This is a genomic window from Oricola thermophila (assembly GCF_013358405.1).
Lineage (GTDB): Bacteria > Pseudomonadota > Alphaproteobacteria > Rhizobiales > Rhizobiaceae > Oricola > Oricola thermophila.
Genome location: NZ_CP054836.1, coordinates 2,812,657 through 2,835,822, shown reverse-complemented (window position 1 = coordinate 2,835,822; position 23,166 = coordinate 2,812,657). Strand labels below are relative to the sequence as shown.

Annotated in this window: 24 protein-coding genes and 1 tRNA gene; 13 read left to right on the top strand and 12 right to left on the bottom strand. The window is 65.1% G+C overall.

Going from position 1 to position 23,166, the window contains the following annotated elements:
- The first annotated feature begins 10 nt into the window (after positions 1-10).
- The gene (gene def, locus HTY61_RS13635) at positions 11-535 is read left to right on the top strand and encodes a peptide deformylase (RefSeq protein ID WP_175277318.1); all 525 of its coding nucleotides are present in this window, start codon (positions 11-13) and stop codon (positions 533-535) included.
- Here the strand turns inward: def and HTY61_RS13630 are convergent, their stop codons facing one another.
- Positions 536-805, bottom strand: a complete 270-nt coding sequence (locus HTY61_RS13630) for a hypothetical protein (RefSeq protein ID WP_175277317.1) — start codon at positions 803-805, stop codon at positions 536-538.
- Positions 806-930: 125 nt separating this feature from the next.
- Here HTY61_RS13630 and fmt point away from each other — a divergent pair, with 125 nt between their 5' ends.
- Both fmt and truA read left to right on the top strand, forming a co-directional pair.
- Positions 931-1,860, top strand: coding sequence for a methionyl-tRNA formyltransferase (gene fmt, locus HTY61_RS13625; RefSeq protein WP_175277316.1), 930 nt, complete (start codon positions 931-933; stop codon positions 1,858-1,860).
- Between the two features lie 71 nt (positions 1,861-1,931).
- A complete protein-coding gene (gene truA / locus HTY61_RS13620; protein ID WP_175277315.1) occupies positions 1,932-2,741 on the top strand; it encodes a tRNA pseudouridine(38-40) synthase TruA in 810 nt (269 codons plus the stop codon).
- Here truA and HTY61_RS13615 read toward each other — a convergent pair.
- Genes HTY61_RS13615 through dapD form a run of 5 tightly spaced genes read right to left on the bottom strand, consistent with a single transcriptional unit; the run spans position 2,683 to position 6,528 of the window.
- A complete protein-coding gene (locus HTY61_RS13615; protein WP_175277314.1) occupies positions 2,683-3,282 on the bottom strand; it encodes a hypothetical protein in 600 nt (199 codons plus the stop codon). The two genes, truA and HTY61_RS13615, sit on opposite strands and share 59 nt — an antisense overlap.
- Positions 3,279-4,475, bottom strand: a complete 1,197-nt coding sequence (dapE, locus tag HTY61_RS13610; protein WP_175278552.1) for a succinyl-diaminopimelate desuccinylase — start codon at positions 4,473-4,475, stop codon at positions 3,279-3,281. The genes HTY61_RS13615 and dapE overlap by 4 nt, the downstream gene beginning before the upstream one ends.
- Before the next feature lie 35 nt (positions 4,476-4,510).
- Positions 4,511-5,245, bottom strand: coding sequence for a hypothetical protein (locus tag HTY61_RS13605; protein WP_175277313.1), 735 nt, complete (start codon positions 5,243-5,245; stop codon positions 4,511-4,513).
- A 38-nt stretch (positions 5,246-5,283) separates the two neighbouring features.
- A complete protein-coding gene (locus tag HTY61_RS13600; RefSeq protein WP_175277312.1) occupies positions 5,284-5,667 on the bottom strand; it encodes a DUF805 domain-containing protein in 384 nt (127 codons plus the stop codon).
- 3 nt (positions 5,668-5,670) lie between these two features.
- Positions 5,671-6,528 carry a 2,3,4,5-tetrahydropyridine-2,6-dicarboxylate N-succinyltransferase gene (gene dapD / locus HTY61_RS13595; protein ID WP_175277311.1) on the bottom strand — a complete coding sequence of 286 codons (858 nt, stop codon included), beginning with the start codon at positions 6,526-6,528 and terminating at the stop codon, positions 5,671-5,673.
- Between the two features lie 131 nt (positions 6,529-6,659).
- Here dapD and HTY61_RS13590 point away from each other — a divergent pair, with 131 nt between their 5' ends.
- The gene (locus HTY61_RS13590; protein WP_175277310.1) at positions 6,660-7,502 is read left to right on the top strand and encodes an LOG family protein; all 843 of its coding nucleotides are present in this window, start codon (positions 6,660-6,662) and stop codon (positions 7,500-7,502) included.
- A gap of 34 nt (positions 7,503-7,536) precedes the next feature.
- Here the strand turns inward: HTY61_RS13590 and HTY61_RS13585 are convergent, their stop codons facing one another.
- On the bottom strand, positions 7,537-8,235 hold the full coding sequence (locus HTY61_RS13585; RefSeq protein ID WP_175277309.1) for a pyrimidine 5'-nucleotidase: 699 nt from the start codon (positions 8,233-8,235) through the stop codon (positions 7,537-7,539).
- 83 nt (positions 8,236-8,318) lie between these two features.
- Here HTY61_RS13585 and HTY61_RS13580 point away from each other — a divergent pair, with 83 nt between their 5' ends.
- On the top strand, positions 8,319-9,224 hold the full coding sequence (locus HTY61_RS13580) for a DMT family transporter (RefSeq protein ID WP_175277308.1): 906 nt from the start codon (positions 8,319-8,321) through the stop codon (positions 9,222-9,224).
- A 62-nt stretch (positions 9,225-9,286) separates the two neighbouring features.
- Positions 9,287-10,585, top strand: coding sequence for an alpha/beta hydrolase (locus tag HTY61_RS13575; RefSeq protein ID WP_175277307.1), 1,299 nt, complete (start codon positions 9,287-9,289; stop codon positions 10,583-10,585).
- A gap of 11 nt (positions 10,586-10,596) precedes the next feature.
- Here HTY61_RS13575 and argB read toward each other — a convergent pair whose 3' ends face one another.
- Positions 10,597-11,505 carry an acetylglutamate kinase gene (argB, locus tag HTY61_RS13570; RefSeq protein WP_175277306.1) on the bottom strand — a complete coding sequence of 303 codons (909 nt, stop codon included), beginning with the start codon at positions 11,503-11,505 and terminating at the stop codon, positions 10,597-10,599.
- A 144-nt stretch (positions 11,506-11,649) separates the two neighbouring features.
- Between argB and msrB the strand changes: the two genes are divergently transcribed.
- Positions 11,650-12,156, top strand: coding sequence for a peptide-methionine (R)-S-oxide reductase MsrB (gene msrB, locus HTY61_RS13565; RefSeq protein ID WP_246273052.1), 507 nt, complete (start codon positions 11,650-11,652; stop codon positions 12,154-12,156).
- On the opposite strand, the gene yihA is transcribed toward msrB, so the two are convergent.
- From yihA to rpmH, 4 genes are read right to left on the bottom strand one after another with little or no spacing between them, the layout of a single operon-like run.
- Entirely contained in the window at positions 12,153-12,806 is a 654-nt protein-coding gene (gene yihA, locus HTY61_RS13560) for a ribosome biogenesis GTP-binding protein YihA/YsxC (protein ID WP_175277304.1), read from the bottom strand. The genes msrB and yihA overlap by 4 nt on opposite strands.
- 7 nt (positions 12,807-12,813) lie before the next feature.
- Entirely contained in the window at positions 12,814-14,607 is a 1,794-nt protein-coding gene (yidC, locus tag HTY61_RS13555) for a membrane protein insertase YidC (RefSeq protein ID WP_175277303.1), read from the bottom strand.
- On the bottom strand, positions 14,600-15,031 hold the full coding sequence (rnpA, locus tag HTY61_RS13550; RefSeq protein WP_175277302.1) for a ribonuclease P protein component: 432 nt from the start codon (positions 15,029-15,031) through the stop codon (positions 14,600-14,602). The genes yidC and rnpA overlap by 8 nt, the downstream gene beginning before the upstream one ends.
- Positions 15,032-15,053: 22 nt before the next feature.
- The gene (rpmH, locus tag HTY61_RS13545; protein ID WP_175277301.1) at positions 15,054-15,188 is read right to left on the bottom strand and encodes a 50S ribosomal protein L34; all 135 of its coding nucleotides are present in this window, start codon (positions 15,186-15,188) and stop codon (positions 15,054-15,056) included.
- Between the two features lie 320 nt (positions 15,189-15,508).
- Between rpmH and HTY61_RS13540 the strand changes: the two genes are divergently transcribed.
- The 6 genes from HTY61_RS13540 to HTY61_RS13515 all read left to right on the top strand — a co-directional run bounded on the left by HTY61_RS13540 (position 15,509) and on the right by HTY61_RS13515 (position 23,166).
- Entirely contained in the window at positions 15,509-16,246 is a 738-nt protein-coding gene (locus HTY61_RS13540) for a TVP38/TMEM64 family protein (protein ID WP_175277300.1), read from the top strand.
- A 48-nt stretch (positions 16,247-16,294) separates the two neighbouring features.
- Positions 16,295-17,722, top strand: coding sequence for a dihydrolipoyl dehydrogenase family protein (locus tag HTY61_RS13535; RefSeq protein WP_175277299.1), 1,428 nt, complete (start codon positions 16,295-16,297; stop codon positions 17,720-17,722).
- Between the two features lies 1 nt (position 17,723).
- Positions 17,724-19,217, top strand: coding sequence for a sensor histidine kinase (locus tag HTY61_RS13530; RefSeq protein ID WP_175277298.1), 1,494 nt, complete (start codon positions 17,724-17,726; stop codon positions 19,215-19,217).
- A gap of 147 nt (positions 19,218-19,364) precedes the next feature.
- A tRNA-Arg gene (locus HTY61_RS13525) sits at positions 19,365-19,441 on the top strand.
- A gap of 164 nt (positions 19,442-19,605) precedes the next feature.
- The gene (locus tag HTY61_RS13520; RefSeq protein ID WP_175277297.1) at positions 19,606-21,387 is read left to right on the top strand and encodes a GNAT family N-acetyltransferase; all 1,782 of its coding nucleotides are present in this window, start codon (positions 19,606-19,608) and stop codon (positions 21,385-21,387) included.
- 207 nt (positions 21,388-21,594) lie between these two features.
- Positions 21,595-23,166, top strand: coding sequence for a Re/Si-specific NAD(P)(+) transhydrogenase subunit alpha (locus HTY61_RS13515; RefSeq protein ID WP_175277296.1), 1,572 nt, complete (start codon positions 21,595-21,597; stop codon positions 23,164-23,166).

Sequence of the window (23,166 nt, the reverse complement as noted above, 5' to 3'; positions counted from 1 at the left end):
GAGCGGCACGATGACGACCAGATCTCTAGTTCTCCTCCCCGATCCCGTCCTGCGCCAGAAATCGAAGCCGGTTGAGCGCGTGGACGATGACATTCGCCGTTTCGCCGACGACATGCTGGAGACCATGTACGAGGCGCCGGGCATCGGCCTTGCCGCCATCCAGGTCGGCGAGCCGATCCGGCTGCTGGTCATGGATGTCTCGAAGGACGACGAGGAGAAGTCCCCCTTCGTCCTCATCAACCCGGAAATCGTGTCCACCGGCGACGAGACCTCGACCTACGAGGAGGGGTGCCTGTCGATTCCCGACTACTATGCCGAGGTCGAGCGCCCGGCGACGGTGACGGTCAACTATGTCGATCGCGACGGCAAGCAGCGTACGATGGATGCGGACGGCATTCTCGCCACCTGCGTCCAGCACGAGATCGACCACCTGAACGGCGTGCTGTTCATCGACCACATCTCGAAGCTGAAGCGCGACATGGTCATCCGGAAATTCACCAAGCTGGCCAAGCAGCGCGGCGGCACCAGGCTGTGATCAGCCTGGCAGCGCGGTCTCAACGACCTGCCTGACCTTCATCACCGCTGCCGCGGCGGTGTCGGGCGTCATCGCCACGGTACTGACGAATACAAGCGTGTAATAGGACAGCCATGCCAGCATGCGGTCGATCAGGGACCCGTCACGGTTTTTCGCGGCCGTCTTCTCCGCTTTGGCGCCGGCCCGGTACTCGGCGTGTTCCTTGAGCACCGCGTCCGCGCTGCTGGCAATGACTTTTGCGTTGCGACGGCCGAATGCAGCCTTCGTCATGGTAAACAACCCCACAATCCACCCATTGCTCGGTTAATCCTCTATTTGCAAAGCGCCTGAAGATTGCGTTTACGGGGGCGTGGGCATTTTAACGAATCGGGAAATTTTTTAGCGAGGGAGCCACGATGCGGCTGATATTCATGGGCACGCCGGACTTTGCCGTTCCGACACTGACCGCGCTTGCCGCCCAGGGCCACGAGATCGTCGCCTGCTACACGCAGCCGCCGCGACCGGCAGGCCGTCGCGGTCTCGAACTGACGAAGTCCCCGGTTCATCGCCAGGCCGAGGCGCTCGGCATCCCGGTGCGCACTCCGGCGAGCCTGAAGGGCGAGGAGGAGCAGCGCGCGTTCCGCGATCTCGATGCCGATGCGGCGGTCGTGGTTGCCTACGGCCTGTTGCTGCCCGAGCCTGTGCTGAACGGCACCCGTCTCGGTTGCTACAATGGTCATGCATCGCTTCTGCCGCGCTGGCGCGGTGCCGCCCCGATCCAGCGCGCCATCATGGCCGGCGACAGGGAGACCGGCATGATGGTCATGAAGATGGACAGGGGGCTGGACACCGGCGACATAGCCTTGGAGGAGCGCGTTCCGATCGGTGAAGACGTAACCGCGGGAGAACTGCACGACACGCTGTCCCGGATTGGCGCCGACCTCATGGTCAGGGCCATGGCGGCGCTGGAGCGCGGCAGCCTCACCCTCACGCCGCAACCGGAAGAGGGCGTCCTCTACGCGGCCAAGATCGACAAGGCCGAGACTCGCGTCGACTGGTCCCGCCCGGCCCGCGAGGTCCACAACCACGTTCGCGGCCTGTCCCCTTTCCCGGGTGCATGGTGCGAGATGGAGCTTGGCGGCAGGTGGGAGCGGGTGAAGCTTCTGCGCAGCCGGCTGGCCGGCGAGGCAGCGGCATCGCCCGGCGACCTGGTTTCAGCCGATGAGCGTCTTGCGGTCGCCTGCGGCGACGGTGCTGTCGAGCTGGTCACGCTGCAGAAGGCCGGCGGCAAGCCGCTCCCGGCCACGGATTTCCTGCGCGGCGCGGCCGTGACGGCCGTGCGCTGAAACGCCGGGAGCTTTACGCGTCCGGCCCGCCGATCTAGAAGCCGGGGCCTGACCCGAACGGATGAGATTTCATGCCCCGCTATCGCCTGACTGTCGAATATGACGGCACGCCCTATGTCGGCTTTCAGCGCCAGTCGAACGGCTACGCCGTCCAGGAGGCGATGGAGCGCGCCATCGGCAAGTTCACCGGAGAGACGGTGACGGTCCATGTTGCCGGGCGCACCGATACCGGCGTTCACGCGCTGGGCCAGGTTTGCCACGTCGATCTTGCGCGCGAGTGGGAGGCGCGCCGCGTCCTCGACGCCATCAACGCGCATCTGGTGATGGCCGACGAGCGCATTGCCATTCTCGATGTCGAGCGGATGGACGAGGATTTCCATGCGCGCTTCTCGGCCACCAACCGGCACTATCTCTACCGCATCGTCAACCGCCACCAGCCGATCCCGCTGGAGCGCGAGCGGGCCTGGTGGGTGAAGCGTCCGCTCGACGTCGATGCCATGCAGGATGCCGCCGCCGAGCTGATCGGCACGCATGACTTCACCACCTTTCGCGCCGTTCAGTGCCAGTCGAAGTCGCCGGTCAAGACGCTCGACAGGATCGTCGTTTCCCGTTCGGGGGAACTGGTCACGTTCCGCGTTTCGGCGCGCAGCTTCCTGCACAACCAGGTCCGTTCGATCGTCGGCACGCTGAAGCTGGTCGGGGAGGGGCGCTGGACTAGGCAGGACGTGAAGGAGGCGCTGGAGGCGCGCGACCACCAGCGCTGCGGCGCGCTGGCTCCGCCGCACGGGCTCTACCTGGAGAAGGTCGACTACGACATCGCCTTCACGCCTGTGGATACAACCCCACGGCCCCGTAGGCGAAAACGGCGAGCGGGTAGGTAAGGAACACCTCGACCGCGACGAAGGCGAAGGCGACCGCCGGCGTCACCGAAAGCGCGACGCGCGTGACGCGGACCGAGAACCACAGCGCAAGCAGCATGGTGACGATGGTCACGAGAAGCATTGCGTCGCTTTCCGCACCGGTCCGGAAAACGAACTCGCCGAGTGGAACCAGCACGAAGATGTAGCTGGTCAGCACCGTCAGCCAGTTGCGCGCGATGATCAGGTGGGGAAAGCGGCGCGACATGCCGAGTGCCCTGAGCACGAAGGCGAGCGCGATCACCGGCAGTATCCAGAACAGGATTTCCAGGAATGCCATGCGGGCGACCATCGACAGGACGGAATCCGCCGCCCCGGCGGCCCGGATCTGCCTCGCCTCCGTCGTCCAGGCGAAAATCAGCGCCGGCATTGCCGCCGGGATCGCCTGGAAGGAGCGCCAGAAGCCGTCTGCCGAGATGTCCATGTCGGAAAGCGCGTCCGGGTCGCCCCGCACGATGCGCGCCACGCCGATGACATGGTAGAGGGCATAGTCGAGGAAGTTCATGGCCGGCCCGCGAACCAGTCTGCGATGACGCGTTCGTAGATCGCCGTGAGCGTTTCGAGGTCCTCGACCGCCACGCATTCGTCGATCATGTGCATGGTCCGGCCGACGAGGCCGAACTCGACCACCGGGCAGTAATCCTTGATGAACCGGGCATCCGACGTGCCGCCGGAGGTCGACAGCGCGGGCATCCGGCCGGTCACCGCCTCGACCGCGCCGGCGACGGTCGAGATCAGCGTCTCGTCGCGCGTCAGGAAGACCGGGCTGACCGGCGTGGGCCATTCGACTTCCGCCTTCAGCGCCGCCGACTTGCCCGGGCGAAGACGCGTCGCCGCCGCGCCCCGTGCCACGCGTGCCTCGATTTCCGCCTTCAGGCTGTCTGCGGTCCACCGGTCGTTGAAACGGATGTTGAAGGCCAGAGTCGCACTGGCCGGGATCACGTTGGTCGCCGGATTGCCCGTGTCGATCGTGGTGATCTCCAGGTTGGTCGGCTGGAACTGGTCGGTGCCGTCGTCGAGCGGCGGATCGAGGAGCGCCTCGGCCACCTGCACGATGCCGCGCAGGGGATTGTCGGCAAGGTGCGGATAGGCGACATGGCCCTGGACGCCGGAAACCGTGACCCTGCCCGAGATCGAGCCGCGTCGGCCGATCTTGATCATGTCGCCGATCGTCTCCGGATTGGTCGGCTCGCCGAGAACGCAGCCGTCCCACGTCTCGCCGCGATCCGCCGCCCATTTCAGGAGCTTCTTCGTGCCGTTGATGGCCGGGCCTTCCTCGTCGCCGGTGATCAGGAAGGAGATCGAGCCTTTCGGCGGGCCGTATTTCTGGACATGCCGGGCCACGGCGGCGACGAAGCAGGCGATCCCGCCCTTCATGTCCACCGCGCCGCGGCCATACATCATTCCGTCCGATATCTCCGCCGCAAAGGGCGGGTGCGACCAGGCCGATTCGTCGCCGGTCGGCACCACGTCGGTGTGGCCTGCGAAGGCGAGGTGCGGTCCCTTGCTGCCGAGGCGGGCATGGAGGTTCTCGATGTCCGGCGTGCCGTCCTCGCGGAAGACCGGACGCTCCGTCTCGAAGCCGAGCGGTTTCAGCATGGCTTCCAGCGCGCCGAGCGCACCGCCTTCTGCCGGGGTAACGGAGGGACAGCGGATCAGGGTCCGCAGGTTTTCGACGGGATCGCTGGCACTGGACATCATGCGCAATGCTGTATCGGCGCCCGGCGGCAGCGTCAATGAATGGCGGTTGCGCCGCGCCCGCCCGCGAGCCTGTTCTCGGTTTCCCCGATCAGCATGATCTTCTGCCAGATCTTGCGCGACAGGTTGGTGCCGAGATTCTCGATGTCGTTGACGGCATTGACGACGATGCTGTCGTTCAGTGCCTGGGCATAGAGCGCGGCCAGCTTTCCGGTGATCGACAGGAGTTCGGAGCAATAGTCGAGATAGCGCGTCAGTTCGGCCCGCGACAGTTTCCGTTCGGGCGAGCTTTTCGTCGGGATGAAGCCGACATTGAATGCTGCCGGGTCCTTGGTCAGCTGGTGCATGTCTATGATGTGGATGACCGAGCGCAGGGCATGCAGGCCGTCGAGCGCCCGCTTGCGCTTGAAGCGCTCCTCCAGCGTCACCAGCGTCCAGACGCCGACGCCGGCAAAGACGAGCGTGTTGAGCAGGGACTCCAGCCCCTGCACGAAATCGAAGGCGCCGGTCGATATCCGGTCGAAGGACAGCACGGTTCCGACCAGGGCGAAGATCATTGCCGCGCAGAGCACGGCGAGGCCGGTCAGGATACGCAGCCAGATCACGGGCTTTTCCAGCGCCGCAGCCTGGATTCCGGTGTCGTTTGCGAGTGCCACCAGTTCGACCGCGACCTTGCGCAGGCTGGAATCCGGGAACCGCTCGCCGATCCGTTGCTCCAGGCGGGAGGCGGTTGCGGTGATCCGGTCCTTGTCGAGCGTGCGGTACGGCATGGCGCCGACAGTCGCAGCTTTCCTTTAACGGACCGTTCTCATGGTTTCGGAAAAGGCGGCGGCCCGTGCTGGTTTGTTTCCTGCTTCGATGGCAGGAACGCCAGCAGCAGGAAGCCGATATAGGTGATGGGCGGGATCAGAAGGCAGATGGACAGGATGCCGGGCATGCCGAGATCGTGCAGCCGTTTGACCGACAGCGCCAGCAGGACCCAGGCGGTGGCCAGCCACGCGACCGCCATCAACAGGACCCAGAGCGCCAGTGCGGCACTGTTGTTCGGCAGGGTGAGCACGTGTGACAGGATTGCCGCGTGTATCAGGATCATCAGCAGCGCGGCCAGCCAGAAGCTCTTGCGACTGATTCTCCCCTTGAAACCGAAAAGCACCCATTTGACCGTCAGCGGATGGTCGGGCACCGCCTTCATGGTTCAGTCCCTCAGCAACTCGTTGATGCCGGTTTTCGAACGCGTCTTCGCGTCGACCGTCTTGACGATCACGGCGCAGTAGAGGCTGGGTGCCGGCAGGCCGTTCGGCATCTGCTTGTCCGAGGGCATCGTCCCTGCGACGACGACGGAGTAGGGCGGCACCTCGCCGTAGGAAATCTCGCCGGTCTCGCGGTTCACGATCTTGGTCGACTTGCCGATGAACACGCCCATGCCGAGCACCGAGCCCTCGCGCACAATGCAGCCCTCGACCACTTCCGAGCGCGCGCCGATGAAGCAGTTGTCCTCGATGATGGTCGGGCCGGCCTGCATCGGCTCCAGCACGCCACCGATGCCGACGCCGCCGGAAAGGTGCACGTTCTTGCCGATCTGCGCGCAGGAACCGACCGTGGCCCAGGTGTCGACCATGGTGCCCTCGTCGACATAGGCGCCGAGATTGACGAATGACGGCATCAGCACCACGCCCTTGCCGATATGGGCCGAGCGGCGCACCACGCAGTTCGGCACGGCGCGAAAGCCCGCCTTCTCGAAATGCTGGCCGCTCCAGCTGTCGAACTTGGACGGCACCTTGTCCCACCAGCCGGAAGCGCCCGGTCCGCCGGAGATGACCTCCATGGGATTCAGGCGGAAGGAAAGCAGCACCGCCTTTTTCAGCCATTGGTTGACTTTCCATTCGCCGTCCGCTTGACGTTCCGCGACGCGCGCCTTGCCGGCATCGAGCAGGTTCAGGGCCTCCTCGACGGCCTCGCGGACTTCTCCGTGCGTGTCGGTCGAGATGGAATCCCGGTTGTCGAACGCCGTCTCGATGATGTTTTCAAGCGTCGCGATATCGTGGGCGGTCATGAATTGTTTCCTTGTGGGCGGATAGCATCTACGCCGCTCGGGCGCGTCTCGCGGTAACTACGCGAATGCGCCCGCAATGGTCAACAAAGGGAGCGGTATCGGGCGCTCGGCCCGCGCCGTGGAGTGATTGAATGAGTGCAAAACGCAATCGCGAGATATGGGATCCGCTGGTTCCATCGCATCAGGACAGGAACCGGGCACGTGCCGTTCCCGATACGCCGCAGACGCGCTCGCCCGCCTATCGGCTTGCATATGACGACCAGGATTTCTTGTGCCGGGAGGAGTTGCGGCCGGTCCGCCTGCAGCTCGAGCTCCTGAAGCCGGAGCTCCTGCTGCAGGAAAGCGGCATCAAGTCGACGGTCGTTCTGTTCGGCGGAGCCCGCATTCCCGAGCCGGGCGGCGTCGCCTGGGCGGCGCACAACGAGACCCAGAAGAAGAACCTGGAGGCGAACGCCCGCTACTACGAGGAGGCGCGCGAATTCGCCCGTCTCTGCTCCCGGCACTCGTTGCAGGCCGGCAACGGGGAATTCGTTGTCGTCACCGGCGGCGGCCCGGGCGTCATGGAGGCCGGCAACCGCGGCGCGGCCGATGTCGGCGCCCCCTCCATCGGTCTCAACATCGTGCTGCCGCACGAGCAGGCTCCGAACGAGTATGTCACGCCGGAACTGTCCTTCAACTTCCACTACTTCGCGATCCGCAAGATGCATTTCCTCATGCGCGCGAAGGTAATTGCCGTGTTTCCCGGCGGCTTCGGCACCATGGACGAGCTGTTCGAGACCCTGACCCTGATCCAGACCGGGCGTATGGAACGCGTGCCGGTGCTGCTGTTCGGCAGGGAATTCTGGTCGAACGTGATCGACCTGGATTTCCTCGCCCGGCAGGGCACGATCGCGCCCGACGATGCGGCGCTGATCGACCGCGTGGATACGGCCGACGAGGCATGGAAGATCGTACGGGACTTCTACGCGCTCTGATGGCGCCGGCGCGTCCGGGGGCGTATCCGGTCCGCTATTGGTCGATCAGGGCCGACAGGAATTCGGCCAGGTTGTCTGTCACGTAGTCGACCTGGTCCTCGTCGGCATCCTGTTCCCATATCTCCGAGAAGGTCGGCTCGAAATTGCGCGGCACCACCAGCACCGTCGTCATGCCGAGTTCCTTCGGCCTGACGAGGTTGCGCGCCAGGTCCTCGAACATGGCCGCCCGTTCGCAGTCGACCCGGTGCAGCGCGCGGAACTTGTCATAGGTTTCCGCTGCCGGCTTCGGCACCAGGTCGGCGGCGACAAGGTCGAAGATGTCGTCGAAATGGTCCAGCACGCCGAGCTGGCGCGCGGTGCGTTCGGCGTGCTTCCGGTCGCCGTTCGTGAATATGAACTTGCGCCCTGGCAGCGCCTTTATCGCCTCGCCCAGTGCGGGATCGGGCGCGACCCAGGAATAATCGATGTCGTGTACCTTCTCCAGGAAGTCGTCCGGGTCCACGCCGTGATTGTCCATCAGCCCCCGCAGTGTCGTGCCGTAGCGCTTGTAGAAGTCCTTCTGGACCTTGCGCGCCTCTTCGCGCGGAATCTGCAGGAGCTCCGACACATAGGCGGTCATCCTTACGTCGATCTGGGCGAACAGGTTCGTGTGATGCGGATACAGCGTGTTGTCGAGATCGAACACCCATTCGCGCACATGGGCGAAGTCTGCGGGGGAGGGCTTTTTTGTCATGCCCAAGCCTTAAGCGCGAACGGGCGTTTTGTCACCGGTGCATTCGGGCTTGCATTATCTGTCCCGCGAACCGATGACGGGGCATGGAACTATGGATTCCCATCACCGTCGGCGCGGCATTTCTCCAGAACGTCCGTTCATCGTTGCAACGCCATCTCAAGCAACACGTTGGCACCACCGGTGCGACCTTCGTGCGCTTCGGCTTCGGCCTGCCCTTCGCGGCGCTCTACCTGTTTGCGCTGACGCGCCTGTCCGGCAATCCGCTGCCCGCCCCGTCGCCGGCATTCCTGGCCTGGACGGGCCTCGGCGCGCTGGGCCAGGTCGCGGCGACATTCCTGTTGATCCACCTGTTTTCGTTTCGGAACTTCACCGTCGGGACGGCCTATTCGCGCACGGAGCCGGCGCAGGCTGCCCTGTTCGGCCTTGTCTTCCTTGGCGAGGTCGTCGGTCCGCTGACTCTTGTGGCGATCGCGGTCTCCATGGTCGGTGTCATGCTGATATCGGTGGCGCGCGGCACCTTTACCGCGCTGGCGCTGGTGTCTTCGGTGTTCACGCGAACCGCTGGAATCGGGATTCTGTCGGGCAGCCTGTTCGGCGTGGCGGCCGTCGCCTATCGGGCGGCGTCCCTGTCCCTCGGCCATCCGGGTTTCGCGATCCAGGCGGCAACCACGCTGCTGTGGGCCATCGCCCTGCAGACCGCGGTCATGCTGGCCTGGATGGTCTGGCGGGATCGCGCCGGCCTCGCGCAGGTTCGCGCTGCCTGGAAGGTGTCCGCGCTTGTCGGTTTCGTCGGCGCCACGGCTTCCTTCGGCTGGTTCGCCGCCATGACCCTGCAGCAGGCGGCCGTCGTCAAGGCGCTCGCCCAGGTCGAGATGATTTTCGCCTTCGCGACCAGCATCCTGTTTTTTCGCGAGCACGTGAACCGGCTGGAGATTGCCGGCTGCGTGCTGATCGTCGCGGGAATTCTTGCACTGGTTTTCGGCGGCTGACCGTTTTACGCCGGACGGGGAACGTGCTTTCCTTTGACGGCCCTTGATCGGAGGAACCCCAAGTGTTGCAAAAGATCCGTGTCAGGCGTTTTCTTGCGCCGGTACTGGCGTTTCTGATCGCCGGATGTGCCGGATTGCCGGAGGGCGTTCTGATTCCGGTCGATGGAGACGTTCCGGGCACGTCGCGGATTCCGATACTCGTTGCAACCACGCGCGCGCCCTCGGACGATCCGGGCTTTCTCTATTCCGGCGAGCGTGGCCCGCGGGTGGACCTCAACGAGATCGTCGTTTCCATACCGCCCGACGGGAACCGCAGGATCGGCGAGGTGCAATGGCCAAGGAAGCTGCCGCCCGATCCGGCGCGGGATTTTGCCACCCTGTCCGTGGCAGCGGTTCCGGACGAGGCCGCGGCCGCGGCGTGGTTTGTCGCCAACCGCAAGCCGAACCGGCGGCTGCTGGTTTTCGTCCACGGTTTCAACAACCGCTACGAGAGCGCGGTCTATCGGTTCGCGCAGATCGCCCACGACAGTCGCATGGAGGCAACGCCCTTCCTTTTCACCTGGCCGTCGCGCGGCAGCATCTTTGCCTATGGCTATGACAAGGAAAGCACCAACTATTCGCGGACGGCGCTCGAGCGGCTCCTGACTTCGGCAAGCCGGCACCCCGAGGTCGGCGAGATCACGGTACTCGCCCATTCGATGGGGACCTGGCTGACGGTTGAAGCGCTGCGCCAGATGGCGATCCGCAATGGCGGGGTGCCGCACAAGATCGAGGATGTTATCCTCGCCGCTCCCGATCTCGATGTCGACGTCTTCCGCCAGCAGCTGGCCGACATGGGGCCGAAGCGGCCGCGATTCACTGTCTTCGTTTCCGACGATGACCGTGCCCTGCAGCTGTCCCGCCGCATCTCGGGCAACATCGATCGGCTCGGCGCCATCGACATTGCCGATCCGCGGTATCGGGAACTCCTCGAGGGCGAGGGGATCGTCGTGTTCGACCTGACGGAGCTGCGCGGCGGCGACCGGCTCAATCACTCCAAGTTCGCGCAAAGCCCGGAAGTGGTGCGGTTGCTCGGCGAAAGGCTGATTGCCGGCCAGACGGTGACCGACCAGGATATCGGCCTTGGCGAGCACATCGGCGCCGCGGCCATCGGCGTGACCAACACGGTCGGGTCGGCGGCAAGCCTTGCCGTCTCGGTGCCGATCGCGATCGTCGATCCGGCGACGCGCGACAATCTCGATGACCAGGCCGACCGGCTGGGCCAGAACCTCGGCAACGTGGTGAGCGGGGTTGTCCCGGTGGTCACGCCGGCGGGGAGGCGTTGCGACCCGGACCGGGAGGACTGCCCGCCGACGCGCTAGGCCGGCGTATGTCAGTCCTTGTCGTGGACGATGAGCGTGCCGGCGCCGTGTTCGGTGAACAGTTCCAGCAGCACCGCGTGCGGCACCTTGCCGTTGACGATCACGACGCCCTTCACGCCGCGCTGCAGCGCGTCGATGCAGGTCTCCACCTTGGGGATCATGCCGCCCGAGATCGTGCCGTCCTTGATCAGCGCCCTCGCCTCGGAGACCGTCAGCTGCTTGATCAGTTCGCCGTTCTTGTCGAGCACGCCCGGCACGTCCGTCAGGAAGAGCAGGCGCGATGCCTGCAGCGCCCCTGCAATGGCGCCGGCGAAGGTGTCGGCGTTGATGTTGTAGGTATGCCCGTCGCGCCCTGGCGCCACCGGCGCGATGACCGGGATCATCTCCGATTTCGCCAGCAGGTCGAGCAGCGTGCGGTCGACCTCGACCGGCTCGCCGACGAAGCCGAGGTCGAGGATGCGTTCGATGTTGCTGTCGGGATCGGTGATCGTCTTGCGCGCCTTTTCGGCAAACACCATGTTGCCGTCCTTGCCGCACAGGCCGATTGCCCATTCGCCCGCCGCGTTGATCATCGCGACGATTTCCTTGTTGATCGAGCCGGCGAGAACCATCTCGACGATCTCGACGGTGGCGCGGTCGGTGACGCGCAGGCCGCCCTCGAACTTCGATTCGATGCCCATCCTGGTCAGCATCGCGCCGATCTGGGGGCCGCCGCCATGCACGACGACCGGGTTGACGCCGGACTGCTTCAGCAGCGCGATGTCCTGCGCGAAGGCCTGGCCGAGCGAGGCGTCGCCCATGGCGTTGCCGCCGTATTTCACGACGATGGACTTGTCCTCGTAGCGCTGCATGTAGGGCAGCGCCTTGGCGAGGATGTGGGCTTCGGTTTCGGGACCGGGGGTGGAGGATTTGTCGGACATGGACCTGCGGCGCTCTGAAAGGAACTCGCCGTTCTTAGCGCCGCGCCCGCGATCACGCAATTGTTCACGGTTGTGTAGTGCGGCGGATGCCGGCGCGCATTATCTGGTTGGGTGAAGGATGGCTGACACGGAGGCTTTGTCATGCTGAGCAAGAGACGTTTCATAGCACTCGCTGCGACCGCGCTGGCCGGCGCCGGCGCTTCGCGCCTGGTTGCGGCCGGCCCGGCGCACGCGGCTTCCGGGGAGGCATTCGAGATCATGAAGACCGACGACGAGTGGCGCGAGATCCTGACCGAGGAGCAGTTCGCGGTGATGCGCAAGGAGGCGACCGAGCGTCCCTTCACCAGCCCTCTCAACGACGAGAAGCGGGCGGGCACCTATCATTGCGCCGCCTGCGACCTGCCGCTGTTTTCCTCCGAGACGAAGTTCGACAGCGGCACAGGTTGGCCGAGCTTTTACGATGCGCTTCCCGATGCCGTTGCCTACAGGACCGATTTCAAGCTGATCTATCCGCGCACCGAGGAACATTGCCGTCGCTGCGGCGGCCATCTCGGCCATGTCTTCAATGACGGCCCGCCGCCGACCGGCAAGCGGCATTGCATCAACGGCGTGGCGCTGGTCTTCCGGCCTGCTGAGGGTTCCGATGCCTAGGAACGGGCGGCGGTGAGCATCGCCGACCGCAATTCCTCGATCCCGGTGTTCTTTTCCGAGGAGGTCGCCAGCACCTCCGGATAGGCTGCCGGCCGTTTCCTGGTCCGCTCCGCCGTTTCGGCGAGCATGCGCGGCACGCCCGCCGCCTTGATCTTGTCGATCTTGGTCAGCACGATTTGGTAGGACACCGCTGCCTTGTCGAGCAGGTCCATAACTTCCTCGTCGTTCTTCTTGATGCCGTGGCGGGAGTCGATCAGCAGGTAGACGCGCTTCAGCGTCACCCGCCCGCGCAGATAGTCGAAGACGAGCTTCGTCCAATTGTCGACCTGGGCTTTCGGGGCCTGGGCGAATCCGTATCCGGGCATGTCGACGATGGCCAGCGGCGGCATGTCGCCGGCCTCGCCGGAATATCCGCCGGGCACGAAGAAGTTCAGCTCCTGCGTGCGCCCCGGCGTGTTGGAGGTGCGGGCCAGCCCCTTCTTGCCGACGACGGCGTTGATCAGCGAGGATTTGCCGACATTCGACCGTCCGGCGAAGGCCACCTCGGGCGGTCCCTCGGGCGGCAGGAACTTCATCGACGGCACGCCGCGGATGAAGTCCCATTGCAGCGGGAAGCGCGCCAGCGCGTCCTCCTTGGCCTTGTCGTTCATGGTCGCGTCACTCGACCGATCCGGCCTTCTTGCCGCCGAGCATGTTTCGCAGGTTGTTCCACAGCTCGATCTGGGCGCCGTTCTTCTTCATGATGACCGCCTGCTGGATGATCGAGAGCGTGTTGTTCCACGCCCAGTAGATCACCAGTCCCGCCGGGAAGCTCGCCAGCATGAACATGAAGACCAGCGGCATCCAGTTGAAGATCATCGCCTGGGTCGGGTCCGGCGGAGCCGGGTTCATGCGCATCTGCAGGAACATGGTGATGCCCATGATCAGCGGCCACACGCCGAGCGCCAGGAAGGTGCCGAACACGGGCAGCGCCGTCGGGTCGAACGGAAGCAGTCCGAACAGGTTGAACACCGTGGTCGGGTCGGGTGCCGACAGGTCCTGGATCCAGCCGAAGAACGGCGCGTGCCGCATCTCGATGGTGACGTAGAGCACCTTGTAGAGGGCGAAGAACACCGGGATCTGGATCAGCATCGGCCAGCAGCCGGCGACAGGATTGATCTTCTCCTCGCGGTAGAGATCCATCATCGCCTTCTGCATCTTCTCGCGGTCGTCGCCGTACTTCTCCTTGATCTCCTGCATCTTCGGCTGCACGACCTTCATCCGCGCCATCGACCGGTAGGACATGTTGGCGAGCGGGAAGAAGATCGCCTTGACGATCACCGTGGTGATCAGGATGGCGACTCCGAAATTGCCGAACAGGTGGTACAGCCAGTCGAGAAGGTGGAACATCGGCCGGGTGATGAAATGGAACCATCCCCAGTCGATGAGCAGCCCGAACTGGCGGATGCCGAGGTCTTCCTCGTAGCCGTCGAGCAGGCTCGATTTCTTGGCTCCGGCGAAGAACCGGTTCTGGAACTGAACGGATTCGCCGCCATTGACGAGGACCGGGTCGGACAGGAAGTCCGCCTGGTAGCGGGTGCGGCCGTCAGGGATATAGGTGTAGCGCGGCTGGAACGTCGTGTCGTCCGCCGGGATCAGCGTCGTCGCCCAGTACTTGTCGGTGATGCCGAGCCAGCCGTCGCTGGACTTGCCGGGGGTCACCGTCCCGTCATCTTCGATGTCGGCATACTTGATCTCGGTCAGCCCTTCCTCGCCGGTGACGCCGATCATGCCTTCATGCAGCACGAAGATGGGCCGTTTCTCCGGCTTGGAATAGCGTGTCACGCGACCGTACTCCTGCAGCGCGATCGCGTCGCCGGTGGTGTTCTCCACGGTGTCCTCTATCGAGAACATGTATTGCTCGTCCACCGAGATCGTGCGCTTGAAGACCAGCCCGTTCGGGGCGGTGTAGGTCAGTTCGACCGGCGTTTCCGGCGTCAGCGTCGCATCGGCGGGGGCTTCCCACACGGTGTTCGGGCCGGGGGCGCCCTGGGGCGCGGCGTAGCCGAACTCGCCGATATAGCCGTCCGGCTGCTGCGCCGGCGCAAGCAGCGTGACGATGTCGGAGTCCTTCTGGATCGTCTCGCGGTATTCCTTCAGCTTCAGGTCGTCGAAGCGCGCGCCCTTGAGGTTGATCGAACCGGTCAGCGTCGGCGTGTCGATGGCGATGCGGCCGGCGTCCTCGCCGCTGTCCTGGGCCTCGGCTATGACGGTCGTTCCCGCCCCGGCGGCAGGCTGCGGTATGGCCGTTTCCGGCGCTTCCGTCGCGCTTTCCGCCGGCTGCGAGGCCTCCAGCTCGAGCTGCGCCTGCCTCTCGGCCTCGATTTTCGGCCCGATATAGAAAATCTGCCACGCTGCCAGGATCACGACGGAAAGAATGATCGTGATGAACAGGTTGCGGTTGTTATCCATCGTGCGAATTCCGGTCCTCTTTTGCGCCTTCGCGGCGGCGCTGCAATTTGGTGTTGGCCTGCGCGAATGCGGAAGAAACATCGGCGCACAAGGCATCGAAGGGTACGCGCAGCACCTTCGGCGTCGAAACGATCACATAGTCATTTCCGTCCGCCATGTCACCCGCGCAATGCAGGCGAACGGCTTCGCGCAGTCGTCTTTTGATCCGGTTGCGTTTGACGGCGTTGCCGTTCTTCCGCGAGACGGTCAGCCCGAGGCGCGGTGGCGCGTCGTCCCGCCGCTCTCTGGCCTCGACAAGCACGAATGCGCCGCGGACTTTCGTTCCGCGGCGCACGGCAAGGAATTCGGGGCGTTTTCGTAGGACGCCGTAAGGTCTTGTGGCGCGCTGGTCATTCCTGCCGGCCTGTTCTGCCGGTGGTTCCATTGCCAGCGTCGCGGTCGGTCAATCAGGCCGAAAGGCGCTTGCGACCGCGGGCACGGCGTGCGGCGAGAACCTTGCGGCCGCCAACCGTTGCCATGCGCGCGCGGAAGCCGTGGCGGCGCTTGCGGACCAGTTTGGAAGGCTGATAGGTGCGTTTCATTGTTCATCCCGCCTGTCAGGCGGCCCTGATATTTGATCTTTCGATTGGGAACCTGGTCATCCGGGGCTGCACAATAAATACACGCCGCCGGAGACGCGCCCGAGCGTTGCGCGCTTATGGTCCAAACCGTCTTTCAAGTCAATGCCCGCCTGCATTGGCAAGGCCGGGAACGTCGCGCGCCCGCCGGTCGCGGCATCGGGCATCAATGCTTTGTGAATTGTTCTTTACCGCCGGGAAAGCCAAATGCGGGAAGCGGATCATGCCACGGACGGCGAAACCGCCTGCAAGGAACACAGAACGTGCCGGACGAAATGATTGACATGCCCCAACCCGATGACGCGGCGAGACAGCCGGGCATCGCGAAACGCCTTGCCCCGCTGGCGGTCATCCTTGCCGGGCTGGCGCTGGCCTATGCGAGCGGCATCCACCGCTACCTGTCGCTGGAATTTCTTGCCGACAGCCGGGAGGCGTTGCGCGCCTTCGTCGATGCGAATTACGCGGTGTCGGTGGCCGGCTTCGCGGCCGCCTATGTGCTGGCCGTGACCTTTTCCTTCCCCACCGCCTGGGTGCTTACCGTGTTCGGCGGCTTCCTGTTCGGCTGGTTCGTGGGCGGGGTGACGGTCGCGTTCGCCGCCACGACGGGGGCGACCATCGTCTTCGTGGCCGCGCGCAGCGCTTTCGGCGACTTTCTTCGCGACCGGGTCAGCGGCCGGGTTCGCCGGCTTGCCGAGGGCTTCGAATCGGACGCCTTCTCCTATCTCCTCGTCTTGCGGCTGGCGCCGGTTTTCCCGTTCTTCGTCATCAATATCGCGCCCGCGCTGTTTCACGTTCCGGTGCGCACCTATGTGGTGGCAACCTTTCTCGGGATCCTGCCGGGCACCTTTGCCTATGCCTGGCTCGGCCAGGGAATCGACAGTGTCTTGCTCGTCGCCCGGGAAGCGGGGACCGAGGTAGGCGCGGCCGATCTGGTCACGCCGCAGATCACCTTTGCCTTCGTTGCGCTCGCGGTTGTCGCGGCCATCCCGCCCGTCATCAGGCTGTTTCGCGCCCGCCCCTGAATTTGTTAGCTTCCCCGGCACGCCGTTGCCGGCTTCACGGAGATGAGAATGCCAGAGATCCTGAAACCCGACATATGCGTGATCGGAGGCGGTTCCGGTGGCCTGACCGTTGCCGCTGCAGCTGCAGCGTTCGGCGTGCCGGTCGTCCTTGTCGAGGGCGGCCGGATGGGCGGCGACTGCCTGAACTACGGCTGCGTGCCCTCCAAGGCGCTGATCGCCGCCGCCAAAACCGCCGAGACCATGCGCCGGGCTGACGCCTTCGGCATCAAGTCGGTCGATCCGCAGGTCAATTTCGGCAAGGTGCACGACCATGTCCGCTCGGTCGTGGACGCGATCGCGCCGAACGATTCGGTGGAACGGTTCGTGGCGATGGGCGTGCGCGTGATTCGGGAATACGGTCGCTTCACCGACCGCAACACCCTGGTTGCCGGCGACTACGAGATCAGGGCTCGCCGCTTTGTCATCGCCACGGGGTCGTCGCCGGCGGTGCCGCCGATTCCCGGCCTCGACACGGTGCCCTATCTCACCAACGAGACCTTGTTCGACCAGACCCGCAAGCCGGGTCACCTGATCGTGATCGGGGGCGGGCCGATCGGCATGGAGATGGCGCAGGCGCATCGCCGCCTCGGCTCCGAGGTCACCGTGATCGAGGGCTTGAAGGCGCTCGGCAAGGACGATCCGGAAATGGCAGCCATCGTTCTCGAGCGCATCCGCGCCGAGGGCGTGACGGTTCATGAGGGCGCGAAGGTCGTCGAGGTCGCGAGCAGGAGCCGCTCCTCGGTCTCCGTCCGCTTCGAGACCGGCGACGGGCCGGGGGAAGTGACCGGAACCCACGTCCTCGTGGCCACCGGGCGCAAGCCGAATGTCGAGGGTCTCGACCTCGAAAAGGCGGGCGTCGCGGTAGAGCGGTCCGGCATCAGGGTCGACAGGGCCCTGCGCACCACCAATCGCCGGATCTTCGCCATCGGCGATGTTGCCGGCGGCCTGCAATTCACCCATGTCGCAGGCTACCACGCCTCCCTCGTCGTCCAGACGATTCTCTTCCGGTTCCCCGCGAAGGAAAACCGCGGGATCGTTCCCTGGGCCACCTACACCGACCCCGAGCTTGCCCATGTGGGGCTGACCGAGGAACAGGCGCGCGAACGCCATCGCCGCATATCCGTCCTGCGCTGGCCCTATGCGGAGAACGACCGCGCCCAGGCCGAGCGCAAGACCGTCGGCCACGTCAAGGTGGTGACGGACCGCAAGGGTCGTATCCTCGGCGCGACCATCGTGGGTGCCGGCGCGGGCGAAATGATCAACATGTTCTCCCTGGCGCTCGCCAACGGGATGAAGGTCGCCGATCTGCGCGGCTATATCGCGCCATATCCGACGATGACGGAAATGGCTAAACGCGCCGCGACGTCGTACTATGTGCCCGTCACTCGCAATCCCTGGGTGCGTAGGCTGATCGGGTTCATGCGGATATTCGGTTGAGATGACGACAGAAACACGGACGACACCAGCCGATCTGGAGAGCTTCCGGCCGCGCCGTCGCCTGTCCTCGAAAATTCTTCTCCTGACGATCCTGTTCGTGATGATCGCCGAGGTGCTGATATTCGTGCCCTCGGTCGCCAATTTCCGGATGACGTGGCTCTCCGGGCGCATGAGCACCGCGGCCGCGGCCAGCGTGCTGATCGCGTCGGATGCAAGCCTGGAGCTTCCGCCGAGCGTTCAGGACGAGGTGTTGATGGCGACCGGGGCCAAGGCGATCGCGCTGCATGTCGGCGAGGATTCGCGCTTCATCCGCCTGAGCGAGACCGTGCCGCCGATCCACGCCCATGTGAATGTAGGCGAGTTCAGCGCCTTTGCGGCCATCCGTGATGCCTTCGACACGCTGCTTTTCGGCGGCGACCGTTTCATCCGTGTCTACGGCCCGATTGCCGACAGCGACAACATGATCGAGCTGATCCTGCCCGACGCGCCGCTGCGTGCCGCGATGCTGGTCTATGCGCGCAATGTCGCCCTGCTTTCCCTGGTCATTTCGCTGATCACGGCGAGCCTCGTCTTCATGGCGATCAACCGCATCGCGATCCGGCCGATCCGGCGGATGACCGAGTCCATGCTCGCGTTCTCGCGGTCGCCGGACAACCCGGATGCCATCGTCCGGCCGTCCGGGCGCGACGACGAGCTCGGCATCGCGGAGCGCGAGCTGGCGGCCATGCAGGGCCGGCTGCACGAGACGCTCAAGGAGCAGAAGAGGCTGGCCGATCTCGGTCTTGCCGTCTCCAAGATCAACCACGACATGCGCAACATCCTGGCCTCCGCCCAGCTGATGTCGGATCGCCTGTCGGGCGTGACGGACCCTTCGGTCCAGCGTTTCGCGCCCAAGCTGATGCGCACCCTGGGCCGCGCCATCAACTACACGGAGAACGTCCTTTCCTACGGCAGGGCCGGGGAGGCCGCTCCCACGCGCCGCCGGATCAAGCTCTCGCCGGTCGTCGCCGATGTCGAGGAACTCCTCGGCATCGACCCGGCGTCGGGAATCGAGTTCTCCGCCAACATCCCCGACGATTTCGAGCTGGACGCCGATTCGGAGCAGCTGTTCCGCGTGCTGATGAACCTGTGTCGCAATTCCGTCGAGGCGATGCGCGGCGACGACGATCCGGCGACGGTCAAGCGGCTCACCGTGTCGGCTGCCCGCATGGGCACGACCGCGCTGATCAGCGTAGAGGACACCGGGCCCGGCCTGCCGAAGAAGGCGCGCGAGAACCTGTTTTCGGCCTTCAAGGGTTCGGCGCGTGCTGGTGGAACCGGTCTCGGTCTCGCCATCGCCCACGAGCTTGTGCGCGCCCATGGCGGCACGCTGGAACTGCGCGACGACCGTGAAATCGGCACCCATTTCGAGATTCGCCTGCCCGATGCGCCCGTGTCGCTGGAGCAGGAGCGCGCCCGCCGTGGTGCCGGCAGGCGTTCGAGCGGTTCGGCCTGACGGCGAGCCGTCCCGCGCCGTCCCTGGAAATCCGGGCGCCGCATCCCCATCTTCATTTTTCCGCGCCGGGTGTCTTGAAATCCGTTTCGCAACGGACTAGGAAGCCGGCTCAGCGCCGGGGACACACGATGTCCCGCATCGCAATGCGCGCCCGTAGCTCAGCTGGATAGAGCACCAGACTACGAATCTGGGGGTCAGAGGTTCGAATCCTTTCGGGCGCGCCATTCCCCTTCGAGGAATTGCCCTTTTCGCCGGTTTCCGCTGTCGCGCTTCTTGCCGCGAACGGGCGGGGTACTAGCCCGAATTGGCTAGCGGCCCGAACTTGTTCCGGTCGAATCGGCGGATTAGCAATGTGACGGGGCAATTCGTTCCTCCGGACATCCGGCCCGTGCTTTCTGTCCGGAAGGGCAGGGGTGCGGCGATGCGCGTGGAACTGATCGACGGACGGAAGGCGATCGCCGCATTGCGGCCGCACTGGAACGCGGTCTACGAGGCGGACCCCGAGGCGACATATTTCCTGTCCTATGAATGGCAGTTCGGGACGCCGGAGGGAGCCGGCCGTTTCGGCTACGTCCTCGCGGTCCGCGAACCGGGCAGCGGTCCCGGATATGTCGCTTTCCTTCCGCTGCGCCGCGTGACGAAACACGCCGAAACCGGCTTTTACAACGAGATATATCTGTCGGGGTGCTATTCGTCGGACTATGCCGGCCTGATCTGCAGGCCCGATCACGAGGAGGAAGCCTTGTCGGCCCTCGGCGCCGCCGTGCAGCGGATGAACTGGCGCCATTTCCGGCTTCTCAATTTCGCCGCCTCCGGGAGGCGCGCCGCGATATTCCTTCGGCAGTTTTCCGGTTCCTCTTTCGAGATCGGGCGGCCTGATCCCGTCAATCCCGACGGCATCGACAACAGCGTCTGTCCCTATGCCGCCCTTCCGGGTGACTGGGACGAGTTCCTGGCGACGAGCGTCAGCGCGAACACGCGCCAGAAGATCCGGCGCTTCCTGCGCCAGGTCGAGGGATCGCAGGAATTCCGCATCACCCATTCTGGCAGAGAGACGCTGAATCGCGACATCGCGATCCTGCTGAAGATGTGGGCGGACAAGTGGGGCGCAAGGAAGGGCCGGCGCCTGGGGACCATTCTGGAAACCTATCGCCGGCTCCTGCACCACGCCTTCGAGACCGGCACGCTGTTCATGCCCGTGTTCTGGCACGGGGATCGTCCGGTCAGCATGCTGGCCATTCTCGTGGACCGTCGCAAGAAGGCCTGCCATTTCTATATCGGCGGCCGCGACGAATCCTTCAGGGGCCCGCCCTCGGGGCTGATCCTGCACGCCCATGCCATCCGGTACGCCATCTCGAGCGGCTTCACGAGATACGACTTCCTGCGCGGCAACGAGCCGTACAAGTATTCCTTCGCGACCGGCGAGGCGCGCATCACCTCGCTCGTGCTGAGCACGCGCAGCGGCGAGAATCTCGGGGGCCGGCTGGATCCGCGCTGCCTGGACTATGTGAGGCGAAGGTCGGCGGCCCTCTACCGCGAGCGCAGCTTCTCCGCCGCAAGGCGCGGCTTCGAGCAGGTGCTGGAAGTCAGGCCGCATGATCGCGGCGTGCTCTATCTGCATGGCATGGTCTCGGCCCGGCTCGGCGACCACGCGACAGCGGTTCGCCGGTTCCGTTCGCTGCTCGGTCATGATCCGGGGGGCATAAGGGTTCTGTTCAGGCTGGGTCGTTCGCAGATCGGCCTGAGGGACTGGGCCGGTGCCGCAGACACCCATTGCCGCCTGCTCGCGCACAACCCCGGCTTCGCGACCGCCTGGTATCGCCTTGGCAGGATCCTTCTGATCCTTGGCCAGACCGACCCGGCACTGGCGGCCTTCGAGGCGGCGCTGCGCCTGAAGCCCGGTCATGCTGCCGCGCGAACCGCCATGGCAAGGACCCTGCTTCTCCGCCGGAAGCGGGTGCCGGGGCCCGCGGGCCGGCATGCCGATGTCGGTCGCAGGGCGCGCATTCTCGCCGGCCGCCTTGCCGCCGCCGGCGCGGCGCAGGCCGGTCCGCGCTCCTTTGCTGCCGACCTGCGGAACTGGCAGAAGACGGACAGCGCGCTGCTCACGGTGCTGGCCGCCTCCCGCGCCGGCGAGGCGCCGCTCGCCGGCGGTCCGGCCCGCCGCTAGCATCGACATTTCCTCACGATTCATTCCGCCAGCCCGGCCCGCCCGCCGCCGGGGAAAATTCCTGCGACATGCAGTCACCTGTGGACTGTAGGGAGCTTGCGCTGTAATCGGGGGGACTGGCAGCCGATGTCGGGGGGAGGCGGCTTGTCCATTCCCCTGATCGTCGGCAGCGTTGGCTTGGAATAACCACGCAACTCGGAGAGCGGCTTGAAGATCGGAACACCGAAGGAAGTGCTGAAGGGCGAGGCGCGTGTCGCCATGACGCCGGACAGCGCGAGGCAACTTCAGAAACTGGGATATGACTGCGTTATCGAGGCCGGTGCGGGTGTTGCTGCCGGCTTCACCGACGCCGCCTATCGCGAGGCCGGCGTCGAGGTCGTCAAGACGGCGGCCGCGCTGTGGAAGGCGGCGGACATCATCGCCAAGGTGCGTCCGCCGACAGAGACCGAGGCGAAGCGTTTGACCAAGGGCAAGACGCTGATCTCCTTCTTCTACCCGGCGCAGAACGAGGCGTTGCTCGAGCTTTGCAAGGACAAGGGCGCCAGCGTCATCGCCATGGACATGGTGCCGCGCATATCCCGCGCGCAGAAGATGGATGCCCTGTCCTCCATGGCCAACATCGCCGGCTATCGCGCCGTCATCGAGGCGGGCAACAATTTCGGTCGCTTCTTCACCGGCCAGGTGACGGCGGCCGGCAAGGTTCCGCCGGCCAAGGTTCTCGTCGTCGGTGCCGGCGTGGCCGGTCTTGCCGCCATCGGCACGGCGACATCACTGGGCGCCATCACCTATGCCTTCGACGTCCGTCCGGAAGTCGCCGAGCAGATCGAGTCGATGGGCGCCGAGTTCGTCTATCTCGAGTTCGACGAGACCCAGGACAGCGCCGCGACCGGCGGCTATGCCGCCCCGTCGAGCCCCGAGTTCCGCGAGAAGCAGCTTGCCAAGTTCCGCGAGCTGGCGCCCGAGATGGACATCGTCATCACCACGGCGCTGATCCCTGGCCGCGACGCGCCGAAACTGTGGCTGAAGGACATGGTCGAGTCCATGAAGCCGGGGTCCGTGGTCGTCGACCTCGCGGCCGAGCGTGGCGGCAACTGCGATCTCACGGTGGCAGACGAGAAGGTCGTCACCAAGAACGGCGTCACCATCATCGGCTACACGGATTTCCCGAGCCGCATGGCATCGCAGTCGTCCACGCTTTACGCCACCAACGTCCGCCACATGATGACGGACCTGACGCCGGGCAAGGACGGCAAGGTGGTTCACGACATGGAGGATGACGTCATCCGCGGCGCGACCGTCGCGCACCAGGGCGAGATCACCTTCCCGCCGCCGCCGCCGAAGGTCCAGGCCATCGCCGCGGCGAAGCCGAAGGAGAAGCCGAGGGAGCTGACACCGGAGGAAAAGCGGGCGCAGGAAATGGCGGCCTTCAAGGCGCAGACGAAGCAGCAGGTGACCCTGCTTGCCGTCGGCGGCGCGGCGATCCTGCTTGCCGGGCTGTTCGCGCCGGCCAGCTTCATGCAGCACTTCATCGTCTTCGTGCTTGCTGTCTTCGTCGGCTTCCAGGTGATCTGGAATGTCAGCCACGCGCTGCACACGCCGCTGATGGCCGTCACCAACGCGATTTCCTCGATCATCATTCTCGGGGCACTGATGCAGATCGGCTCGGGCTCGTGGCTCGTTCTGCTGCTGGCCGCCCTGTCGGTCTTCATGGCCGGGATCAACATATTCGGTGGCTTCCTCGTCACCCGGCGCATGCTCGCCATGTTCCAGAAGTCTTAA

What these genes read in the sequence shown, in the direction of transcription:
- def (WP_175277318.1), top strand. Translation starts at nt 11, where the DNA reads ATGACGACCAGATCTCTAGTTCTCCTCCCCGATCCCGTCCTGCGCCAG.
- HTY61_RS13630 (WP_175277317.1), bottom strand. Translation starts at nt 805, where the DNA reads ATGACGAAGGCTGCATTCGGCCGTCGCAACGCAAAAGTCATTGCCAGC.
- fmt (WP_175277316.1), top strand. Translation starts at nt 931, where the DNA reads ATGCGGCTGATATTCATGGGCACGCCGGACTTTGCCGTTCCGACACTG.
- truA (WP_175277315.1), top strand. Translation starts at nt 1,932, where the DNA reads ATGCCCCGCTATCGCCTGACTGTCGAATATGACGGCACGCCCTATGTC.
- HTY61_RS13615 (WP_175277314.1), bottom strand. Translation starts at nt 3,282, where the DNA reads ATGAACTTCCTCGACTATGCCCTCTACCATGTCATCGGCGTGGCGCGC.
- dapE (WP_175278552.1), bottom strand. Translation starts at nt 4,475, where the DNA reads ATGTCCAGTGCCAGCGATCCCGTCGAAAACCTGCGGACCCTGATCCGC.
- HTY61_RS13605 (WP_175277313.1), bottom strand. Translation starts at nt 5,245, where the DNA reads ATGCCGTACCGCACGCTCGACAAGGACCGGATCACCGCAACCGCCTCC.
- HTY61_RS13600 (WP_175277312.1), bottom strand. Translation starts at nt 5,667, where the DNA reads ATGAAGGCGGTGCCCGACCATCCGCTGACGGTCAAATGGGTGCTTTTC.
- dapD (WP_175277311.1), bottom strand. Translation starts at nt 6,528, where the DNA reads ATGACCGCCCACGATATCGCGACGCTTGAAAACATCATCGAGACGGCG.
- HTY61_RS13590 (WP_175277310.1), top strand. Translation starts at nt 6,660, where the DNA reads ATGAGTGCAAAACGCAATCGCGAGATATGGGATCCGCTGGTTCCATCG.
- HTY61_RS13585 (WP_175277309.1), bottom strand. Translation starts at nt 8,235, where the DNA reads ATGACAAAAAAGCCCTCCCCCGCAGACTTCGCCCATGTGCGCGAATGG.
- HTY61_RS13580 (WP_175277308.1), top strand. Translation starts at nt 8,319, where the DNA reads ATGGAACTATGGATTCCCATCACCGTCGGCGCGGCATTTCTCCAGAAC.
- argB (WP_175277306.1), bottom strand. Translation starts at nt 11,505, where the DNA reads ATGTCCGACAAATCCTCCACCCCCGGTCCCGAAACCGAAGCCCACATC.
- yihA (WP_175277304.1), bottom strand. Translation starts at nt 12,806, where the DNA reads ATGAACGACAAGGCCAAGGAGGACGCGCTGGCGCGCTTCCCGCTGCAA.
- yidC (WP_175277303.1), bottom strand. Translation starts at nt 14,607, where the DNA reads ATGGATAACAACCGCAACCTGTTCATCACGATCATTCTTTCCGTCGTG.
- rnpA (WP_175277302.1), bottom strand. Translation starts at nt 15,031, where the DNA reads ATGGAACCACCGGCAGAACAGGCCGGCAGGAATGACCAGCGCGCCACA.
- rpmH (WP_175277301.1), bottom strand. Translation starts at nt 15,188, where the DNA reads ATGAAACGCACCTATCAGCCTTCCAAACTGGTCCGCAAGCGCCGCCAC.
- HTY61_RS13540 (WP_175277300.1), top strand. Translation starts at nt 15,509, where the DNA reads ATGCCCCAACCCGATGACGCGGCGAGACAGCCGGGCATCGCGAAACGC.
- HTY61_RS13535 (WP_175277299.1), top strand. Translation starts at nt 16,295, where the DNA reads ATGCCAGAGATCCTGAAACCCGACATATGCGTGATCGGAGGCGGTTCC.
- HTY61_RS13530 (WP_175277298.1), top strand. Translation starts at nt 17,724, where the DNA reads ATGACGACAGAAACACGGACGACACCAGCCGATCTGGAGAGCTTCCGG.